Genomic DNA, 18,411 nt, shown 5'->3' with positions numbered 1-18,411 from the left:
TTTTCTCACGATCTCGACGGGTGAACGCGCTCAGCCCTTGGGGCGCATGTCGTAAATCCGGCGGAGCTTTCCGTTGGACCGTTCAAGGGAGCCGGGCTCCACAACGTCAACCACACAAGATGACCCGACGTGAATCTTGATCTGTTCACGCAAGGTGTGTGCCGCCGTCGTACCAGCCTCGGACGGAACGTTCTCGCGGCGCTCGATCTTCACGGTCAGCGAATCCATGCGCTTGCCTTCGGGGCGGGTAATTTCGAGTTGGAAGTGCGGGCTGAGTTCGGGGATGCGCAGCGCGATTTCCTCGATCTGTGATGGGAACAGGTTCACTCCGCGCAGGATGATCATGTCGTCGCTGCGGCCGGTGATACGGCCCATGCGGCGGTGCGCGGGCCGTGCGGTGCCGGGCAATAGGCGGGTGAGGTCCTTGGTGCGGTATCGGATGATCGGCAACGCTTCCTTGGTGAGGGAAGTGAAGACGAGTTCGCCGGGTTCGCCGTCGGCCAGGACCGTCGAGTGGTCGAACGGATCGATGATCTCGGGGCGGAAGTGGTCCTCCCAGATGTGGCAGCCGTCTTGTGTTTCAACAGCTTCGCCGGCGACGCCCGGGCCCATGACTTCGGAGAGCCCGTAGATGTCCGAGGCCTTGATGTTCATGGTGGTTTCAAGCTCGTGGCGCATCTCTTCGGTCCACGGTTCGGCGCCCAGGACGGCGTACTTGAGTGAGGTGGATGTGGGGTCGATGCCTTGGTGTTGCATGGCGTCGGCGATGGTGAGCAGGTAGGTGGGTGTGGCCAGGATGGCATCCGGTTTGAAGTCCTGGATGAGCTGGATCTGGCGTTCGGTCTGCCCGCCGGAGATGGGGATGACCGTGCAGCCGAGCGCTTCAGCACCCGCGTGCGCGCCCAGGCCGCCGGTGAAGAGGCCGTAGCCGTAGGCATTGTGGACCTTCATTCCGGGCCGGACGCCGGAGGCGCGGAAGGAGCGTGCCACCAGGGTTGCCCAGTTGGCGAGGTCGTTCTTGGTGTAACCAACCACGGTGGGGCGGCCGGTGGTGCCGGAGCTCGCGTGAATTCGCGCCACCTGGTCCTGCGGGACGGCGAACATGCCAAAGGGGTATTCCAGGCGGAGGTCTTCCTTGGTGGTGTAGGGGAACTTGCCGAGATCGCTTAGCTCGCGAAGGTCCGTGGGGTGCACACCGGCTTCGTCGAACTTGCGCTTGTACAGCGGCACGCGATCGTAGGCGTACGCCACCGTGTGCTGGAGGCGGGACAGCTGCAATGCCTCGAGTTCGTCGCGGGAGATGGTTTCTTCACGGTCAAGCACGGGCGCGGTTTCCTTGGATGAGGAAGCTGCGGGTGCGGCCACGGTGTTCTGCGTCATGGGTTTCCTACTTCTTGGAGATGGTGCGGCTGCGGCCACGGAACTCAGCGATGAGCTCCCCGCTAGCGGGATCGGAAGCGGTGGGGTCGGATGCGTGTTCGTCCGGGGACGCCGCATAAATCTGAATGTCGTAAAGGCCGCTTCGGCCGGTGCTCGCGCGGCGGTTTGCGACGGCGGTGATCACCTGGCCTTGGAACGCCGGCTTGATGAAATTGATATCGACGCCGGACGCTACCGTGATGTGGGCGGCTTGCTTGGGCGTGGGGTTGGCCGGGTTGCAGGCCAGTGCGAAGGCGGTGTCCCCGAAGGCGAAGATCATTCCGCCATGTGCCATGCCGAACCCATTGAGCATTTCCTGGCGGAGATGCATGCGGATGGTGGCGTGGCCGTCGTCGAGCTTGAGGACCTCGATGCCCATCCATTCGGACGCGTAGTCGTTCGTCAGGATGTGGTGCTGTGCACCGGAGAGGGTTGTTTCAACCATGCGTCATTGCCTCCAGCTTTATTTACCGAATGTTCATTAGGTAATCCCAGATCGCGCCACGTGTCAAGACTGGACCATCATTCGCCCATACCTAGTAGCCTCGGAGTCATGCCCGAAATTGAGCTTCCCATCATCACCGATCGCCTCATCCTGCGGCGCTTCGAGGCTGAGGACCTTGAACGGTTCCACGGCTATCAGTCGCTTCCCGAAACCGCCCGTTACCTTTTGCGTAACGAACTGACCAAGACCAAGTCCATGGAGGTGCTCGGCAAATACGCGAACTTCGAGTTCAATCAGGAAGGCGACTGGGTTTGCCTGGCCATCGAGCGCAAGGATCACCCCGGCCTGATGGGCGAGGTAGTGCTGAAGTGGTTGGAGGGCACCGGGCAGGGTGAGTTGGGCTGGATACTGCATCCGGAGGCGCGTGGCCACGGCATTGCCACGGAAGCAGCGGAGGCCGTGATGAAGCTGGCATTCGAGAAACTGGCCTTCCATCGCATCGAAGCCAAGCTGGATGCACTCAACGCGGGTTCTGCTGGCATCTGTAAGCGCTTGGGCATGCGGCTTGAGGCCACCCTGGTGGACAACTGGCATTACAAGGGGCAGTGGGCCACCGAGAATATTTACGCGATTCTGGACTCGGAGTGGCGCACGCGGCACCATCCGTGGACCCGGAAAATCAGCTGACAGGCCACGTCTTGTGGTGCTTCAGCTGTTCAGTCAATTGCGCTTCAGGCAAAGGCCGGCTGAAGTAGTAGCCTTGGCCACTCGTGCACCCGATGCTCAGCAGGTACTCGGCCTGCTCGGCGGTTTCCACGCCTTCCCAAACAGCAGCCAGGCCGCAAGCACGGATGAGCTGGAGCACGGCCGCGAGAAGGGCGGGCTGCGACGGGTCGCTGCCCAGGGCGGATAGCAGCGTCCGGTCCACTTTGACGGTATCCACGGGCAGTTGGCGAAGGTAGCTGATGGAGGAGTAGCCCGTACCGAAATCGTCAATCTCCAATCCCACGCCCAGGCGGCGCAGGCTGTTGAGCGTGTAACGGTCCAGGTCGTTGCCTTGAATCACGGCGCTCTCGGTCAACTCCAGGACCAGCAGCGAAGGGTCCAGGTTGGCTGAAACCAGTGCCTCGCGAACGTCTTCAATGAATTCCAGACGCTGCAGGTCCGCGGCTGAAACGTTGATGCGCATGCTGAAGCTGTGGCCCGCCGTCAGGGGGTCGGTACGCCATTGCTTCAACTGCTCGACGGCGGTGCGGAGCACCCAGCCGCCCAGATCGGAGATCATCCCCGTTTCCTCGGCGATGGGAATGAACTCGTCCGGCATGATGATTCCACGGGTGGGGTGGTTCCAGCGGACCAGGGCTTCCACCCCTTCAATCTCGCGGGTATCCAGTCGGATGATGGGCTGGTAATAGAGCACCAGCTGAGAATCCGTGATCGCCTCTTTGAGCTCGCCTACCAGCTGGTTCCGCAATTGCCGTGCGAGCAGCATGTCGGGAGCAAACACCTTGAGCTTGCCGCGCCCGTCCGCCTTGGACTCGTACATGGCGATGTCCGCTTCCATCATTAGCTCTTCGGCCCGCTGGCCCGGATCGGCCATCCGGAGCCCCATGCTGACCCCGCAGCGGAGGTGTTGGCCCTCAATCTCCATCGCCCCCACCACGGCGGCGAGGATTCGGCCGCCGATGGCGCTGGCCTCTGCAGGGGTCACGTCCGGAAGCAAGACAGCGAACTCGTCGCCGCCCATGCGGGCAACCATGTCCTGTTCGCGGACCGCACCGCTGATACGATTCGCCACTGTTTCCAGGACTTTGTCACCGATGGTGTGGCCGAGGGAATCATTGATGGCTTTGAAGCCATCCATATCCAGCAGGAGGATCGCCGGCCGTTTGTTGCCTTGCACGCCGTTGGCTTGGGCCTGGCTCAGGGCGGTGGCGAAAGCGGACCGATTGTTCAGGCCCGTCAAGGGGTCGGTCATGGCCATGCGCTTCATCGCAAGGTGAGCTTCGTTGAGCTGTTGCGTTCGGGCTTGCACCCTCTGCTCCAGCTCTTCATAGACGATCTGCAGATCTTCGGCCAAGAGGTTGGTGCCCATGATCACTGCATCAATCTCGTCACGTGCCTCGGAAACCTGGATCCTGGTGTTCAGATCGCCGGCCGCCAACCTTACGATGCCTTCCAGGAGGAGCCCCAAACGGGGGTCATTCGCGGAGTACATTTCTGCGTCGGACATGCTCACTCCCCGTGCGGCCCGCCCCGGACGCTTTGCCGAAGATGCTCGCGAACCGCCGCGCTGCGCTCCGGCAAGGCCGCTTGCTCGAAGAGCTTTGCTGCTTCTTCGAAAGCTGCCAGGCCTTCTTCACGTCGCTCGGACGCCAGCAAGGTCCGCCCGAAAAGAAAATGAGCTTCGGCGGAGGTTTGGGTAGCAAGAATGGAGGAACGTGAGCAAAGGGGTTCAAGGATCGCCAAGGCTTCCTGCATATCGCCGGCGAGGTAATTCCAATGGGCGCGGACCAAGGACATTTCCAGATGGTCCCGCTCAGAACCGCCCACAATGTCGGTAGCGAGCTCAGCCCTTTCAATGCAGCGGAGGGTGGCGGCGTCAGCGAGTTTTGCCTGCAGCCGCATTTCCGCCGAGGCGCGGTTGAAGCGAGCCCACAAATCAACGTCCTTTGACGGTGAAAGCCTTTCGGCGGCCAGGTCGTGGTATCGGCCCCCATCTGTAACGCGGTCAGCCAGGAAAGCAACGTTTCCGATCACCCAGTAACCCTTGCCGGCGGTGTCCTCATCGATATCATCAGAAATCAAGGTCTCCAGAATAAGGCATTCCCGCCACGCATCATCCAGCAGTCGGCTCTCAGCCAAGGCAGCAATGAGGGCGCGCTGGGCAAGGACCTGAACGTAGAGGAGATCGGGATTCGTGGCGGCAAGCTTTGCGGCGTCGGCTGCCATGGTTGCAGCTTCGGCAAGCCTGCCGAGGCCTTGCAGCCCGATAGCCACCATTGTTCCGGCCTTGGCACCGAGCTCGGCCGAGGAAGCTGTAAGGCTGTGATCATTGAGGGAGGTCGCCAGGGCCAGGTATTCCTCGATGCTTCCTTGATCACGGAGGCACTCCGCCTGCAGGTAGCGCATGTTCCACCAGGCCAGTTCGTCGCCGGCATCCCGGGCGAGTTCCGCAGCCTCTGCAGCCATCTTGAAGGCCTCGTCAAAGTCCCGCGCCTTCCATTTGGCGCGTGCGTTGAGTCCGGCAACAAGGTGGGTGGCCAGGTGAGGACTTTGCATGTGCCCATTATCCATGTCATTACGTAAGAAAAGCTCGTATAGTTTGCCCCGTGACTTTATTCAAGTCACAGTCAATAAATTCGCATCAGTACGAAAGGGCATAGCGGATGAAAAAATTTGCGGCAACCCTGCTCATGGCGGCGGTTCTGGCAGTAACGGGATTCGCTGCTCCGGCTAATGCCGAGCCTACGCAGGACAGCACGGCAATCGGCTGGTGGCCGAACAGCACCACCACAGGTAAGACGAACACCACCAGCATCGGTTGGTGGCCGAACTAAACATTGGGGGAGCGCCTCTCAAGGCCTCATGAGCTAAATTGATGCCCCGGGCTGCTGCCCGGGGCATCAGTTTTGTTTCTTAGCATGTCGATCATTAGTGACCACTGATCACATCTTCCGGGCCTGGCAATGACACTGCTGTCACAGTCGCGGAGGGCGAAGCCAAAACCAGTCACTCGCAGGCGCCGGCCTATGGTCCTCCCACCGGCAACTCCACAGACACCGTGGTCCCTGTCCCCAAGATGGAGTCGAACACCATGCGGCCCATATGGCGGCTAATGATGTCGTTTGCGATCGCCAAGCCCAATCCGCTGCCCGGTACTGCCGCAGAGGTGGCATTCGATGCGCGATAGAAGCGAGTCAGGATGTGGGGGAGATCGTGTTCCGGGATGCCCAGGCCATTGTCTTCGACCTGCACAAGGGCTGCCCGTCCGCCATTTTCGGACGCTGCCATGGCGCTGGTGATGCCAACCCGGCCGCCCTCGGGAGTGAACTTGATGGCGTTAGCAACGATGTTGGTGAACACCTGCTCCAGCTTTGCTTCATCGGCAGTGACCTCAATGTCCTCGGTGGCCTCGGTGAAGGACACGGAAACATGGCGCGACTCTGCCAGGGGCCGAAGAGTTGCTACCACCACCTGCAGAAGCTTGTCGATATCAACCGGCTTGAGGTCCAGGTTGCTGCCGTCCTGCATGGAGACCGTGAGCATGTCCTCGATGAGCCTGCGCAGGCGGTCCGAGTTCCGGGCAATAACGTTCAGCATTTTCCTGATGCCCTCTGGAACCGGGCCGCCGGAGCCATCCTGGATCATATCCAGGTAGGCGGTGATGGAGGTGAGGGGTGTCCGTAGCTCATGGTTTACGGTGGCCAGGAAATCGGTCTTAGCCTTGTCCAGTTGCCTCAACTGGTGCAGGACGCGCTGCTGGGCGCTGATGAGGTGGCCTTGGATGAGTCCGTGGGCTACATTCCCGGCCACGTGCTGCATCAAGGCGATCTCGGCACGCGTCCAATCGTGCCGCTCCTGCACGGTGGACAGCAGGATGATGCCCATGGCGGAAGCGCCCTCGCCAACAGGAAGCAACACAGTGGATATGGGTTTGAGTTCGCCCGACCACGCCCGAAGTGCTGTGGCGATTTTCGAATCAGGGTCGTCCCGGTGGTCTGCTACCGCGAGGACGTCCGCCTCGGCCCACAGCCGGTTGGCCGTTTCGGTGATGATGTTTTCGCTATCGCCCAGCCTTGACGGCAGCAGGGGAAGTCCCGGGCGATTCCATTGCGCCCGGATGCTGGGCACCCGTTCATCGCGGAAAGTGGCGAACCAAACATGGTCCGCGCCCAAGGCCTCGCCAAAGCCCCGAACCACGTGCTCGGCGATCAGCTGAGGATCATTGGTTTGCCGGATTGCCGACGAGACGTTCCGGAGGCTTTCCCGGAGTGCTTCTATCTCGCCACGGGAGCGTGCACGCTCCTTTGCGCGACCGATCAGGGTTTCAACCCGGTGGACGAGTTCCCCGGGCCGCACCGGGTTGATGAGGTAGTCTGCGACGCGCCAGGACTCCACTTCCTCAAGGTTTACAGACTCCTGAGCATCAAGAAGCAGCAGTACGGGAACCCCCGGGTTGCCAAGTCCGTGGGCCAGGCGGTTCTCCGCCACCACAATTGAGGGGCGGTGCTGCTGGAGATGCAAGCCCATGGAGGCGGTGTCCGTGGCAGGGAAAACCTTGAAGCCCGCTCCATCAAGCACGGACGTGGTGGCCGCCAGACGGTCATGGTCTGAGTCCGCCACGACAGCCGAGCGGGAAGCATTCTGTTCACCGGCAACGGTCTCGCCCACTGAGCCCCTTCCGTTCCACCATCGGTCCACAATATTTCAGGATTTGGCAACACCCTATCAGCGGTATAGCGGCCAGTGGCCGCCCGACTGTAAACAGGCTTTTTGAGTCGTGGGACACATCTTTACTTTGACTCCCGGATTCGACAGCCTTGAGGGAGTGAGTGCGGGGGATCCATTCGGATTTTCTCCGCAGCTGTCTTGGAAAAGTGCGAGGAGAATTGTGGACCACCCAGCTACACCGCAAGACCACCAACAGGTGACATTCGAGCTGGAACTCGAAGAGCCTGGGATCCTGCGCCTGACGTGGCCGCGCGGAGCCCGGATCAAGGAACCGGATGCCCAAAGGGCCATGGATAGGGTCAACGAACTTTGCGGCTCGGACCGGCATCCAATGATTGTTGACATGGCAACAACGGACGACGTCACCAGGGGCGCCCGATCAGTGTTTGCCAAGCCTTGCCAGGCTTCCCGGATCGCACTTTGGGGTTCGTCCCCAGTAGACAGGGTCATCGCCAACTTCTTCCTCGGCATCATGAAGCCGCCGTGCCCCACCAAGTTCTTCACCTCCGAAACAGAAGCGTTGGAGTGGCTGGTGGAGGCATAGCGCCCCATATATTTGGAGGATGTTCTCCGCGCTCAGGAAATACCTGCTGATACCTCGCCTTATCAGGCTGTCCTCTGCAGCACCCAAGGACCCGCTCACGGCCTGGGACCAGTACTGGGGAAACGTTCGTTCAACCGGTGCCACGGGCGATGTCCTGTGGGATTCGGGAAGTACCCGTGAAATCAATGGCTATCTCCCCACGCTGAAGCAGTTGGACCCCACCCTCCCGATAGTTGACGTAGGGTGCGGCAACGGCAGCTTCACCCGGTTATTGGCGCAGCATTTCCCTCATGCGCTGGGGCTCGACTACTCCGCTAATGCTGTGGACCGTGCGCGCCAGGAGGCAGCAGGGATCACGACGGCGTCATTCGCCGTGTGCGACATGACGGCGCCTGACGCCGCTCATACCGTGGCGACGGCCCTTGAAGCTGCGGGTTGGGCCGGAGACGCGAACATCTTCATCCGAGGTGTCCTCCACGTACTCGACCGCAGCGGCCAGTCCGCTTTGGCCGCAAACCTGCTGCCCGTCGTCGGGAACCGTGGTGGCGTTTTCCTGGCCGAGACCAACTTCCCCGGCACGCCTGTGGACTATGTCAGCCACCTCGGGGCAACCCGAAACTCGATTCCTGCGCCTCTCGAGGGGGCAATCCGGGGACTTCCGATGCCCGGCCGCTTTGGTGCCGCGCAACGAGCCAAGGCCTTCCCGACGGCGGACTGGAACCTTATGGAAGAAGGCTCAGCGAGCATCGAGACGCGCCCACTGAGCAACCCGTCATCACCCGACCTCATCCCTGGCTACTACGCACTCCTCCGGGCACGCCGAGCGTAGCTACTTGAGGCCGGCGCCCGGAAGCAGTTCCGTCGCACCAAGGGAATCGGCTACGAAAGCGTAGTCCCAGGCTCGCTCGCGCCACTGCACATAGCGGCCCGATGCGCCGCCATGGCCGCCGTCCATTTCGATCTTCATGACGATCGGCTCGCTCCCCGTGGACACGGACCGCAGCGCCTGGACCCACTTGGCTGGCTCCACGTAAAGCACACGTGTGTCGTTGAACGAGGTCACGGCTGCGATCCTGGGGTAGGCCACGGCCCCCACATTCTCGTAAGGAGTGTACGACTTCATGTACGCGTAGGCTTCAGGGTCCGTGATGGGATTGCCCCATTCCTCCCATTCCAAGGCGGACAGCGGAAGTTCAGGATCCAGGATGGTGGTCAAGGCGTCCACGAAAGGCACCTGGGCCACTATGGCGGCGTACTTTTCCGGGGCCATGTTGGCGACCGCGCCCATGAGTAGACCGCCCGCGGATCCACCCATGGCAGCTATACGCGTGGGGTCGACCCAGCCGGACTCAGCCAGCCAGTCCGTAGCTGCAATGAAGTCCGTGAAGGTGTTCTTCTTGGTGAGTTTCTTGCCGTTTTCGTACCACTTGCGTCCCAGTTCACCGCCGCCCCGAATGTGCGCGATCACCATGACGATTCCGCGGTCCAGGAGGGATAAACGGGCTACGCCGAAGCCCGGATCCATGCTCATTTCGTAAGAGCCATAGCCGTAAACCAGCCCGGCGGCCGTGCCATCCGGCTGGACCGAGGCGTGACGCAGCACCGACAGCGGGATCTTTGTGCCGTCGTCGGCGGTGGCCCATTCACGGGTGGCGACGTATTCGGAAGCCGAGTAGCCGCCCAGAACCGGGCTTTCCTTGCGGAGCAGCAACTCGCCGCCGGGCTGTTCTGCGGTAGGCAGGACGAAGTCGTAGACGCGCGACGGCGTGAAGTAGGAGGTATAGCCCATGCGGATCACGGGCGCTTCGAAGTCGGACCCGGATACGCCTGCGGTGTAAAGCTCCTCATCAAAGGCAGGCTCCACGGGGGCCCCTTGAACAGCCGTGCCCAGGCCCGCCAGCGGGAGAACCTGCACGCGCTCGATGGTGTCCTTGCGGACGGACAACACCAGATGCGTCGAGGTCACGCCCGCGCCGTTGACGCGAACGTCGTCTGAATGCTCGACGACGGTCCGCCAATCCTGCTCGGCGAGCGGCTTGGTGAGTTCAGCCGGGTCCACCAGGCTAACCATGGAATTGATGGCGTCCTTGTTGTGGGTCAGGAGCAGGGTCTCCTTGCCGTCCAAGAGGAAGGGCTCAGCCTCGTAGAGGACATGGTGGTCGCGCGAGATGACGGTGCTGAGGCCGGCGTCATAGTCGTCGAAGCGGAGCAGCCGCGTTTCACTGAACTCGGAACAGCCGATACTGAGCACCAAGTGGCGACGGTCGGCGGAGAGGTCGAAGCCGAGCCACATGGCGACGTCGTCCTCCTGGTAGAGGACCTCATCCTCAGCCACAGGCGTGCCCAGGAGGTGCGCCTTTACTTGGTAGGGTCGCCACGAATCATCCACCACGGTATAGAAGAGACGGGTGCCGTCAGGGGAAAAAGCCACCCCGTAAAAGATGTCCTCTATGACGTCCGGGAGGAGCTCACCGGTCCGCAGATCCTTGATCCGCAAAGTGAAGCGTTCGTCACCGGAGTTGTCCACCGCGTAAGCGTAAAGGTGGCCGTCGATAGTCACGGCGGCACCGCCCACGCTGAAGAACGGTTGGCCCTCTGCTTCAACATTGCCGTCCAGGAGCACCTGCTCGCCGGGAAGCTCAACGCCCGCCTCAACCGACGGGGGAGTCCAGTCGGCCACAGGATCGCCGGTGTTCCGGGCCACGACGCGGCACTGGATGCTGTACTCCTTACCCTCCACAGAACGGCTGTAGTACCACCAGCCATCCTTGCGGCTGGGTACCGACAGATCCGTCTCCTGGGTGCGGCCCTTGATTTCCCGGAACATCGCTTCGCGGAGCGATTCCTGGTGCGCCGTCACTGCTTCCTGGTAGGCATTCTCTGCCTTGAGATGGTCAACAACCTCGGCGGACTCCTTGTCCCTGAGCCACTCGTAATTGTCCACAAAGACATCGCCATGGTGTTCGCGGCGGATGGGGACCTGCTTGGCGACAGGAGGCTGGAGTGTGGGTTCCTTGGCAGCGGCAGGCGCGGAAGACGTGTGGCTCATGTGGCCACTCTATAGACGGGCTCTGACACAGAACCAGCAATTTCGCTCAGAGCGCCCGGGGCCACCTTTGCAGTGAGAGTAATCCATGACATGGACCACAACGCCCGGATTCGCGTCATGACTTGCGTAGTAACCCCACTGCATATATTGCGAGCACGAATTTAGTCCCCGTTCCCGGATATTGGAGGTTCAGATGGTTCCGCTTCACGCGCACAGTGTCCATATCGGCAAGAGGGGTCGTCTACAAGCACGGCGACATCCAGACTCGTTGCGTCGTTCCCAGGTAGACCTCGAAGTCATCATTCCTGCGTACAACGAGGCAGGAAGAATCGCCAGCACACTGACGCAGACTGTCGACTTCCTGGCCGTTCAGCCGTGGTCTTCGCGGATTGTGGTGGTGGATAACGGCAGCGTGGATGAAACTGCTGCGATTGTCCGCCGGATCTCCCGGGATAAAGGCGATGCAGTGCCGATCTCAGTGCTGGGCTGTTCCCGTCGCGGAAAAGGGGCAGCCGTCCGCCGTGGCCTGCTCAGTGGGACGTCAAGGTACACGGGTTTCTTTGACGCCGACCTTGCCACGCCGCTGGCAACGCTTACGGAAGCCATGGAGCATCTCGCGAGTGGCGCTTCTGCGGTTATCGGCTCCCGTCACGCCCCAGGTTCCACGTTTGTTGTGCCCCAGCACATCGGGCGCCGAATGGGCGGCACGGCCTTCCGGGCGCTGACCAAATCGAAGGTCAAAGGCATTCAGGACACCCAATGCGGTTTCAAGTTTTTCGAACGGGATGCCCTCACCGCTGCCATGGTGCAGTGCCGCAGCATGGGTTTCGCCTTCGATGTGGAACTGCTTCTTCGGCTCCAGGACAACGACGCCAGCATTGTGGAACTCCCCGTGGCCTGGACTGATGGAGCCGAGTCCACGTTCCGCCCCTTCCAGGACGGAGTGGCCAGCTTTGCCTCAGTGATTCAACTTCAGAAAGCAACATCGTGACGGACGGCTCAACTGACATTAATTCCCCAACCAAACTCGCTGGGAAGCACGTACTGGTGCTCAACTGGCGCGACGTAAAGCACTCACAAGCTGGCGGCGCCGAGCAGTACATGCATGAGATCTCCCGCAGATGGGTGAGCAGCGGAGTTCGTGTCACGTGGTTTACCGGCCGCGACACCGGTCAGTCAGCCGAGGAGACCATTGACGGCATCCGCATACTGCGCGGTGGCGGAGCACTCTCCATCTATGGGCAGGCTGCGATGAGGCTCCTGCGCACCAACGGCCAGTTCGATGCCGTGGTGGATTGCCAAAACGGAATACCTTTCTTCTCTCCGCTGTTCCTGCGCGGGGACATCCCGATCGTCCAACTGGTCCACCACGTTCACCAAGAGCAGTTCCGCACCCGCTTCTCCCCGCCCATGGCCGCCGTAGGCCGCTTCCTCGAAAGCAGTGGCGCCAAGACGGTGTATGGGCAGCGCGCCATCGTAGCGGTATCGCCGTCAACGCGCATGGAATTGCGAAAGCTTGGATTCAGGGGCCCCATCCACGTGGTGCCGAACGGTACCATCGACATTCCGCAAACGGTCGCCGCGCGGGCCGCTGAGCCGACCATCGCCGTCGTGAGTCGTCTGGTGCCCCACAAGCGATTGGACCTGCTACTGGGCCAGTTCGCCGTGGCGGCGCGGAGACTTCCCAACCTGCGGATGGACATCGTCGGGGACGGTCCCGAACGGGGGCGGCTTCAGCAACTGGCCATGGACCTCGGCCTGGACCATGCCATCACTTTCCACGGATACCAGCCCAACGAGGTCCGTGACAACCTGTTGAGCCGTGCCTGGATGACTGCCGCCACGTCGGCATCAGAAGGCTGGGGTTGTTCAGTGATCGAAGCCGCAGCCTGGGGCGTGCCGTGCCTGGCGCTGCGGGTCCCGGGAATCCGGGATTCGGTAGTGGACGGCCGTACGGGATGGCTGGTGGACCATCCCACCGATTTCGGATCTGCCATGGTTGATGCGATCACTGAGTTGACCGAACCCGAGGCAGCCATCATCGTCTCCGGCGAGTGCCGCGAATGGGCCCGTTGCTTCACCTGGGACCGCAGCACCATGCTGCTCACGGGGGTGCTCCTCGGGGAAGGGAAGATGCGCCGTGACGGTGGAGATCCCCGGGCCTTCCACTCGGACCTGTCCACTTTGGTTCAGTTCGAAGTGCCTGCGCAGTTCGAACTTCCTTACGGCATTGATTTCATACCCGCCCTGAGGCCAACCGATGAGTATGCCCTGGCCGACGGTCACGTATCCATCATCATGAAAGGCCGGGACGAGTTCGAGGCTTTTGCCGCTATGAAGAAGGTCGGCGTGGCCACTGCGGAGATTCGATCGGCAGGCCGCAGCACCTTGCTTGCAGGACCGGGAAGTGTCTTCGCCCCGGCCGAAGCCAACGACGGCCAGTAACGGTAGCTGATCAGTGGATGTATCTGAACAGGCCATAACCACCGCAGTGAGCTTAAGGCCCCGGGCTGAAAGCAGGCAAAGGACGCCGGACCAAGACGTCAACATAGCTCAAAACAGTGGCTTCCTCGCAGTGTCCGCCGGACTGGTGGGCGTAGTGAGCTACGCGTGCACGCTGCTTATGGCCAACATGCTGGGGACAGCAGACTACACACAGTTCGCGGCCGCCGCGATGATCCTTGGCGTTGTGGGAATCGTGGCTAATGCGATGGTTCCGCTTCCACTTTCACACGTGGTTGCGGTCCATCCGGAAGGCTCCGAAGAGCGGCGGAACGGTGTTGCCTTCTCGGTCTTCGTCTCCTGCCTGGCGGGTATTGCCGCAGCCGCCATCACCGGCGGCGTGACTCTCGCGCTTGCCACCCCGGCCCTGGCAGCAGCGGTGGCTCTGGCAGCTTTCGTCATTTTCGTTGTGAATGCGCCCGCCGGGTGGCTTCAGGGCGAACTCCGCTTCACGTGGTACGCAGTGTCAACCATCGGCGAGGTTGTCTTGCGGTTGATCTTCAGCCTGCTGGTGATCGTGATGGCATGGGGTGCCGGGGGAGCCGTCCTCGGTTTTGTTGCTGGGTGTCTGGCGCCGCTGGTAGTGCCATGGTCGTTCTATCGGGATCTCCGCTGGCGTCCGCAGGTGTTGCTTGAAAAGTGGCGATGGGCCGAAACCAGCGATATCGCGTCGGTTCTGTGCGTCGTGTCCGTGCTGGTAGGGGTCGACGTCGTAGTGGTCGGCTTCCTGGACAATGGCTCGGCTGAGGCGGCAGGTTTCCAAGCTCTCGCCACCATTGCAAAGGGGCCCGTTTACGTAGCTGCGGGAACCGCGCTGGTGGCTTTTCCCTTGCTTCGAACCCCGGGAGTCAAGGTCAGCGAGGTGCTGGGCGCTTCCTTCGCCTCGTTCGGGCAGCTTGTGGTGGTGGCCTTCGCCATCATCGCCACGGCACCGCCCCTGATGTCCGGCGTCATTATTCCTCAGAAGTATCACGGCTCCCTTGGGCTCCTGCCATGGCTGGCGGCTTCCGGTCTCGGCTATGCCGTCTTGATGGTGCTCGCCACCATCCTCCTTGCCATGCGCGCCTACCGCCGCTGCCAAATCGGCCTCGCTTGTGCGTGTCTCCTGGTTATTGGCGGGCTGTGGATCGGTTGGCAACTGAACGCCGTCTCGGGAATGGCTGTGGGATCTGCCGTCGGTGCGGTCACCGCCGGCCTTATCCTGACATTATTGGCGCGTCCCGTGCTGGCGTCTGCCAACCCGGGAAAGGGGACGGGCAGGTTCGCTTTCCTGGCGGTCGCCTTAATCGTGGTCCTTGCCGTCGCCGCCCACCTGCAGCCCTTGCTCTGGTTGCTTCTCTCCGGCATCAGCGGTGTCACCGTTCTTGCCCACCAGCGCGGCATGCTGCCGCACAAGAACGACTTCAGAATCTCCCGACGTCGGCTGCTTGGCAGGCGCAGCAAAACTACCGGCCGCCGGTCCAAGCCCGGATCAGACGAAATCAGTCCGCTTCCGGCCTGGGTAATCCAGGCGCTTTCGAGCAACCTGACCGCATTCATCGCTGTGGTTGCTGCCGCGTTCGGAGTTCGTGCCCTCGGCCTCGAGCGCGGCTTCGAGGTGTGGGTGGACGAGATGCTCTATGTCCGGTTGGGTGAGTCCGTAGCCGCCGGCCAATTCCCGACTTTGCCTGATGGCCCGTTCTTCCTCCACCCACCCGGATATTTCCTACTGGAAGCCGGGGTCATCCACATTTTCGGAATTACCGGCGAGATCATCGAGGTGACCCTTCAACTGCGTTGGCTCAACGCCCTGATGGGTGCAGCGACAGTAGGGCTGGGCTTCCTGCTGGTACGCAAGCTGGCCACTCCGACCGCGGCGTGGCTCACGGCCGTGCTGCTGGCATTCGAACCCTTCATCCTGCGGAACAACAGCCATGCATTCCTTGAGACCTCGGCCATGGTGCCGGGGTTGGCCGGATTGTTGCTCCTGGTGTCAACCAAGGAGCCGAACAGCAAGTTGCATTCCTTTCTCAGGATTGCAACAGCAGGGCTCTTGCTGGGGTATTCCATTCTCTGCAAGGACTTTTTCTTTATCTGCACTGTGGCCCCGGTAGTTGCGGCCATGGTGTGGAAGAAGAAGTTCCCATGGCGGAAGGGGCTTGTGGTCATAGCCTTTGGCTTCGTGCCCTACGTGATCTACCTGACTGTGGTTGCTGCGCACGGTCACTTCCCCAGTTGGGTGTGGGCCAAGACCAATGGGCTGGTGCGCATGTCCGGCGTGGAGAAGAGCACCGGGTTCACAGCTGAGGGATCACCCAGCATTCTCTCCCGCCTCGTTGAACAGAGCGGGCACTTCGGTACGAGCTACATCTTGCTTGGGCTATGCCCTGTGGTGGGCTTGCTGTTGTGCTTCAGCTATCACGCGGGGCGGCGCCTGATTGGATTGGCCGGATTGGCCCTCGGAGCTGCTGGGGCGTATAGCGCTTTGTTTGGCACTTTCGAGGAACAGTACGGATACGGCGTCATGGTTGCCGGAGCTATTTGCTCGGTCCTGGTGGTGGTGGAAATCCGGGAGAGGTACCCAAAGACCCGTAAAACCCTGGCTGTCGTCAGCGTGTGCTACGTGGTGTTGACCGTGGTACTGGGTCTTCGGACAGCCCTAACTGTGGACAACGGCTTCGTCCGGGCAAATGACTGGGTACAGGCAAACCTTCCGGCCGACGCCAGGATCAGTGTTACCAACAGCACCGGGCATTTTGCATACATGCATGACCCTCGGTTTGGGATCTGGCCTTCGGCGCCCTTGATGAAGGAGAACGGAGTCAGCTACATCCTCACCCAGTCCAAGCCCACCAGCCAGGGCTACGGCTACGCCAACCCCACCATGCTGGCTTGGCTAAAGGACAACGCAACTCCCATGGTCACTACGCCTGGCCCCACCAACGGTGAAACCACTATCTGGTATGTGGATTCCGCTGCACTTGATGCGGCGGCCGCGGCCAGCGTAGGGGTGCCTTCCAAAGACTTCGGGACGGAAAGATAGAGATGAAAGTTTTGCATTTGGGCTTTGAAGATCCGCGCATGCCCGGGGCGGGCGGGGGATCTGTGAGGACCCACGAGATCAACCGCCGCCTAGCCACGAAAGGGTTCCACGTCACCGTGCTGACCACCCGCTATCCGGGCTGGCAGGAACGCGTCGAAGACGGTGTGCACTATGTGCCCATCGGCTTTGGAACGGGCGGTAACCGCTTGACCAGGCTGGTGGCCTATGTTGCGCGGTTGCCCTTTGAGGTACGGAAGCGCCGGTCAACCGCTGAAGTGGTGGTGGAGGATTTCTTCGCCCCGTTTTCCACCATGGCCGCACCGCTCTGGACGAAGCGCCCCACCATCGGAGTTGTGCAGTGGCTTCATGCCAGGGATAAGGCACGGCAGTACAAACTGCCATTGCATTGGATTGAGTGGCTGGGCGTGAAGAAGCACCGAAGACTAATCGCGGTTTCGCAGGGCATTGGCGACCGCTTGAAGGAGCTGAACCCGGACCTTCATGTGGAGGTGATCGGCAATGGCGTGGATCCCGCAGTCTGGAACAACGAACCCGGACTAGGGCAGGACGTCCTTTTCATCGGGCGCCTTGAGTACGGGCACAAGGGCTTGGACCTCCTCTTGGAAGCCTGGGCCCACGCCTGCGAGAGGGTTGAGGGCAACCTTCTGATAGCGGGCACAGGCCCGGACGAGGAGCGGTTGCGCACGGCCATCGGGGACGCCGGTCTTTCCGAGCGCGTGCAGATGCTCGGGTGGCTGTCCGGGGAAAGGAAGTTTCGGGCTCTCTCGGATGCCCGGTTGCTGGTAGTGCCCTCGCGGCACGAGACATTCGGGCTAGTAGCCATCGACGCACTGGCGGCAGGCACTCCGGTTATTGCCTTCGACATTCCTTGCCTGAAAGAGATCATTCCGACGGGAACGGGGTGGATCGTCGATGCCTTCGATGTCGAGGCCTTCGGAGACGAAATTGCCCTTCGCTACTCCCAGGCGGGGCTGGAGCAGGTGGCTGCGGAAGGACGGAGGTTCGCCGCCGGATACAACTGGGATGCGCTCGCCGATTTGCAGGCGGAGGCCTACCGCACTGCTCTCACCGAACTGAAGAACCCTCAAAACCGGTGGCCACAAGCCGCCGACTCTGAAAGGGCTTGAATGCCGCTCCAATCACGAGTCGAAATTTCCATGGCGGGCGACGCCCCCTGGCTGTTCCTGTCACCACATCTTGATGATGCAGTCTTGTCATGCGGCGCGCTTATTGAAGCCCAGGCCCGAGGGCGGCAGATCATCGTGGCCACTCTCTTCACTGAGTCCACACCGCCACCGCATACACGGGCAGCAGGCTCCTTCATGCGCCAATGCACCGTGCTCGATGCAGGGGAATTGTTCCGAGCCAGGCAGGCGGAGGACCGGGCCGTGCTGCAGGACATGGGAGTTCAATCGATCCATCTTGGTGAAGTGGACGCGCTGTTTCGACGCCGGCGCAAGCCGCCGATTCTGGGAAGCAGCGCATGGGAAAGGCTCCTCCCGGAGCTGACCCACCGATACCCCACCTACCGGTTCGACATCGCCTTGGGCAGGATCGCCAAGGGCGACCAACAACTCATCCGCCAACTTCGGGGAGACGTTGCCGGACTCATGGCACAAACCAAGGCCGAACTGCTGTTTTGCCCGGCAGGGGTGGGGAAGCACGTGGACCACCTCATTACCCGTGAGGTAGGGAAAGGACACCCGGAGAACGTGGTGATGTACTCAGACTTCCCCTACGACCTGACAGCCGGCCCGGATCAACCGCACATGTCCAAGATGGGGTTTGTGCCCTGGACGTGGGACACCGGACTCGACGTAAAACCGGGGCGCATCAGACAGTACGCCACACAGGCTGACGCACTGTTCCCCGACGGTGCAATTCCGTATAGAGCGGAGACCTACTTCGTGCCTGGTCCTATCAAGGACGCCATACGATGATTTCGCGGAGCTTAT

15 protein-coding genes are annotated in these 18,411 nt (G+C 61.4%); 9 read left to right on the top strand and 6 right to left on the bottom strand.

Annotated elements, in window-relative coordinates:
• Positions 1-30: 30 nt before the first annotated feature.
• On the bottom strand, positions 31-1,380 hold the full coding sequence (gene paaK / locus ACIQTW_RS06405) for a phenylacetate--CoA ligase PaaK (protein ID WP_402934985.1): 1,350 nt from the start codon (positions 1,378-1,380) through the stop codon (positions 31-33).
• A gap of 7 nt (positions 1,381-1,387) precedes the next feature.
• Positions 1,388-1,864, bottom strand: coding sequence for a hotdog fold thioesterase (locus ACIQTW_RS06400; protein WP_402934982.1), 477 nt, complete (start codon positions 1,862-1,864; stop codon positions 1,388-1,390).
• A 108-nt stretch (positions 1,865-1,972) separates the two neighbouring features.
• On the opposite strand from ACIQTW_RS06400, the gene ACIQTW_RS06395 reads away from it, so the two are divergent.
• Positions 1,973-2,551, top strand: coding sequence for a GNAT family N-acetyltransferase (locus ACIQTW_RS06395; protein ID WP_402934979.1), 579 nt, complete (start codon positions 1,973-1,975; stop codon positions 2,549-2,551).
• On the opposite strand, the gene ACIQTW_RS06390 is transcribed toward ACIQTW_RS06395, so the two are convergent.
• Together ACIQTW_RS06390 and ACIQTW_RS06385 are read right to left on the bottom strand one after the other, a co-directional pair.
• A complete protein-coding gene (locus ACIQTW_RS06390) occupies positions 2,544-4,097 on the bottom strand; it encodes a putative bifunctional diguanylate cyclase/phosphodiesterase (RefSeq protein ID WP_402934976.1) in 1,554 nt (517 codons plus the stop codon). The genes ACIQTW_RS06395 and ACIQTW_RS06390 overlap by 8 nt on opposite strands.
• A 2-nt stretch (positions 4,098-4,099) precedes the next feature.
• Positions 4,100-5,146, bottom strand: a complete 1,047-nt coding sequence (locus ACIQTW_RS06385; protein ID WP_402934974.1) for a hypothetical protein — start codon at positions 5,144-5,146, stop codon at positions 4,100-4,102.
• Between the two features lie 107 nt (positions 5,147-5,253).
• On the opposite strand from ACIQTW_RS06385, the gene ACIQTW_RS06380 reads away from it, so the two are divergent.
• Positions 5,254-5,424: a hypothetical protein gene (locus ACIQTW_RS06380; protein ID WP_017199100.1), complete on the top strand. Its 171-nt coding sequence runs from the start codon at positions 5,254-5,256 to the stop codon at positions 5,422-5,424.
• A 190-nt stretch (positions 5,425-5,614) separates the two neighbouring features.
• On the opposite strand, the gene ACIQTW_RS06375 is transcribed toward ACIQTW_RS06380, so the two are convergent.
• On the bottom strand, positions 5,615-7,258 hold the full coding sequence (locus ACIQTW_RS06375) for an ATP-binding protein (protein ID WP_402934971.1): 1,644 nt from the start codon (positions 7,256-7,258) through the stop codon (positions 5,615-5,617).
• A gap of 220 nt (positions 7,259-7,478) precedes the next feature.
• On the opposite strand from ACIQTW_RS06375, the gene ACIQTW_RS06370 reads away from it, so the two are divergent.
• Entirely contained in the window at positions 7,479-7,862 is a 384-nt protein-coding gene (locus ACIQTW_RS06370) for an STAS/SEC14 domain-containing protein (protein WP_402934968.1), read from the top strand.
• Between the two features lie 19 nt (positions 7,863-7,881).
• Positions 7,882-8,691, top strand: coding sequence for a class I SAM-dependent methyltransferase (locus ACIQTW_RS06365; RefSeq protein ID WP_402934966.1), 810 nt, complete (start codon positions 7,882-7,884; stop codon positions 8,689-8,691).
• On the opposite strand, the gene ACIQTW_RS06360 is transcribed toward ACIQTW_RS06365, so the two are convergent.
• Positions 8,692-10,911: a S9 family peptidase gene (locus ACIQTW_RS06360; RefSeq protein ID WP_402934963.1), complete on the bottom strand. Its 2,220-nt coding sequence runs from the start codon at positions 10,909-10,911 to the stop codon at positions 8,692-8,694.
• Positions 10,912-11,179: 268 nt separating this feature from the next.
• On the opposite strand from ACIQTW_RS06360, the gene ACIQTW_RS06355 reads away from it, so the two are divergent.
• The 5 genes from ACIQTW_RS06355 to ACIQTW_RS06335 are packed head-to-tail and all read left to right on the top strand — an operon-like array spanning position 11,180 to position 18,396.
• A complete protein-coding gene (locus ACIQTW_RS06355) occupies positions 11,180-11,902 on the top strand; it encodes a glycosyltransferase (RefSeq protein ID WP_402934961.1) in 723 nt (240 codons plus the stop codon).
• Positions 11,899-13,356: a glycosyltransferase family 4 protein gene (locus tag ACIQTW_RS06350; RefSeq protein WP_402934959.1), complete on the top strand. Its 1,458-nt coding sequence runs from the start codon at positions 11,899-11,901 to the stop codon at positions 13,354-13,356. Before ACIQTW_RS06355 ends, ACIQTW_RS06350 begins: the two co-directional genes overlap by 4 nt.
• A gap of 46 nt (positions 13,357-13,402) precedes the next feature.
• Positions 13,403-16,435, top strand: coding sequence for an oligosaccharide flippase family protein (locus tag ACIQTW_RS06345; protein ID WP_402934956.1), 3,033 nt, complete (start codon positions 13,403-13,405; stop codon positions 16,433-16,435).
• 2 nt (positions 16,436-16,437) lie between these two features.
• A complete protein-coding gene (locus tag ACIQTW_RS06340; RefSeq protein WP_402934953.1) occupies positions 16,438-17,583 on the top strand; it encodes a glycosyltransferase family 4 protein in 1,146 nt (381 codons plus the stop codon).
• On the top strand, positions 17,584-18,396 hold the full coding sequence (locus ACIQTW_RS06335) for a PIG-L deacetylase family protein (RefSeq protein ID WP_402934951.1): 813 nt from the start codon (positions 17,584-17,586) through the stop codon (positions 18,394-18,396).
• The last annotated feature ends 15 nt before the right edge of the window (positions 18,397-18,411 follow it).

Origin of the sequence: Paenarthrobacter sp. NPDC090517 (assembly GCF_044769165.1) — a bacterium.
In the GTDB taxonomy this organism is placed as follows: Bacteria; Actinomycetota; Actinomycetes; order Actinomycetales; family Micrococcaceae; genus Arthrobacter.
The sequence above is the reverse complement of the archived record's forward strand: the minus strand, read 5'-3'. Positions and strand labels throughout refer to the sequence as shown.

What these genes read in the sequence shown, in the direction of transcription:
- paaK (WP_402934985.1), bottom strand. Translation starts at nt 1,380, where the DNA reads ATGACGCAGAACACCGTGGCCGCACCCGCAGCTTCCTCATCCAAGGAA.
- ACIQTW_RS06400 (WP_402934982.1), bottom strand. Translation starts at nt 1,864, where the DNA reads ATGGTTGAAACAACCCTCTCCGGTGCACAGCACCACATCCTGACGAAC.
- ACIQTW_RS06395 (WP_402934979.1), top strand. Translation starts at nt 1,973, where the DNA reads ATGCCCGAAATTGAGCTTCCCATCATCACCGATCGCCTCATCCTGCGG.
- ACIQTW_RS06390 (WP_402934976.1), bottom strand. Translation starts at nt 4,097, where the DNA reads ATGTCCGACGCAGAAATGTACTCCGCGAATGACCCCCGTTTGGGGCTC.
- ACIQTW_RS06385 (WP_402934974.1), bottom strand. Translation starts at nt 5,146, where the DNA reads ATGCAAAGTCCTCACCTGGCCACCCACCTTGTTGCCGGACTCAACGCA.
- ACIQTW_RS06380 (WP_017199100.1), top strand. Translation starts at nt 5,254, where the DNA reads ATGAAAAAATTTGCGGCAACCCTGCTCATGGCGGCGGTTCTGGCAGTA.
- ACIQTW_RS06365 (WP_402934966.1), top strand. Translation starts at nt 7,882, where the DNA reads ATGTTCTCCGCGCTCAGGAAATACCTGCTGATACCTCGCCTTATCAGG.
- ACIQTW_RS06360 (WP_402934963.1), bottom strand. Translation starts at nt 10,911, where the DNA reads ATGAGCCACACGTCTTCCGCGCCTGCCGCTGCCAAGGAACCCACACTC.
- ACIQTW_RS06340 (WP_402934953.1), top strand. Translation starts at nt 16,438, where the DNA reads ATGAAAGTTTTGCATTTGGGCTTTGAAGATCCGCGCATGCCCGGGGCG.
- ACIQTW_RS06335 (WP_402934951.1), top strand. Translation starts at nt 17,584, where the DNA reads ATGCCGCTCCAATCACGAGTCGAAATTTCCATGGCGGGCGACGCCCCC.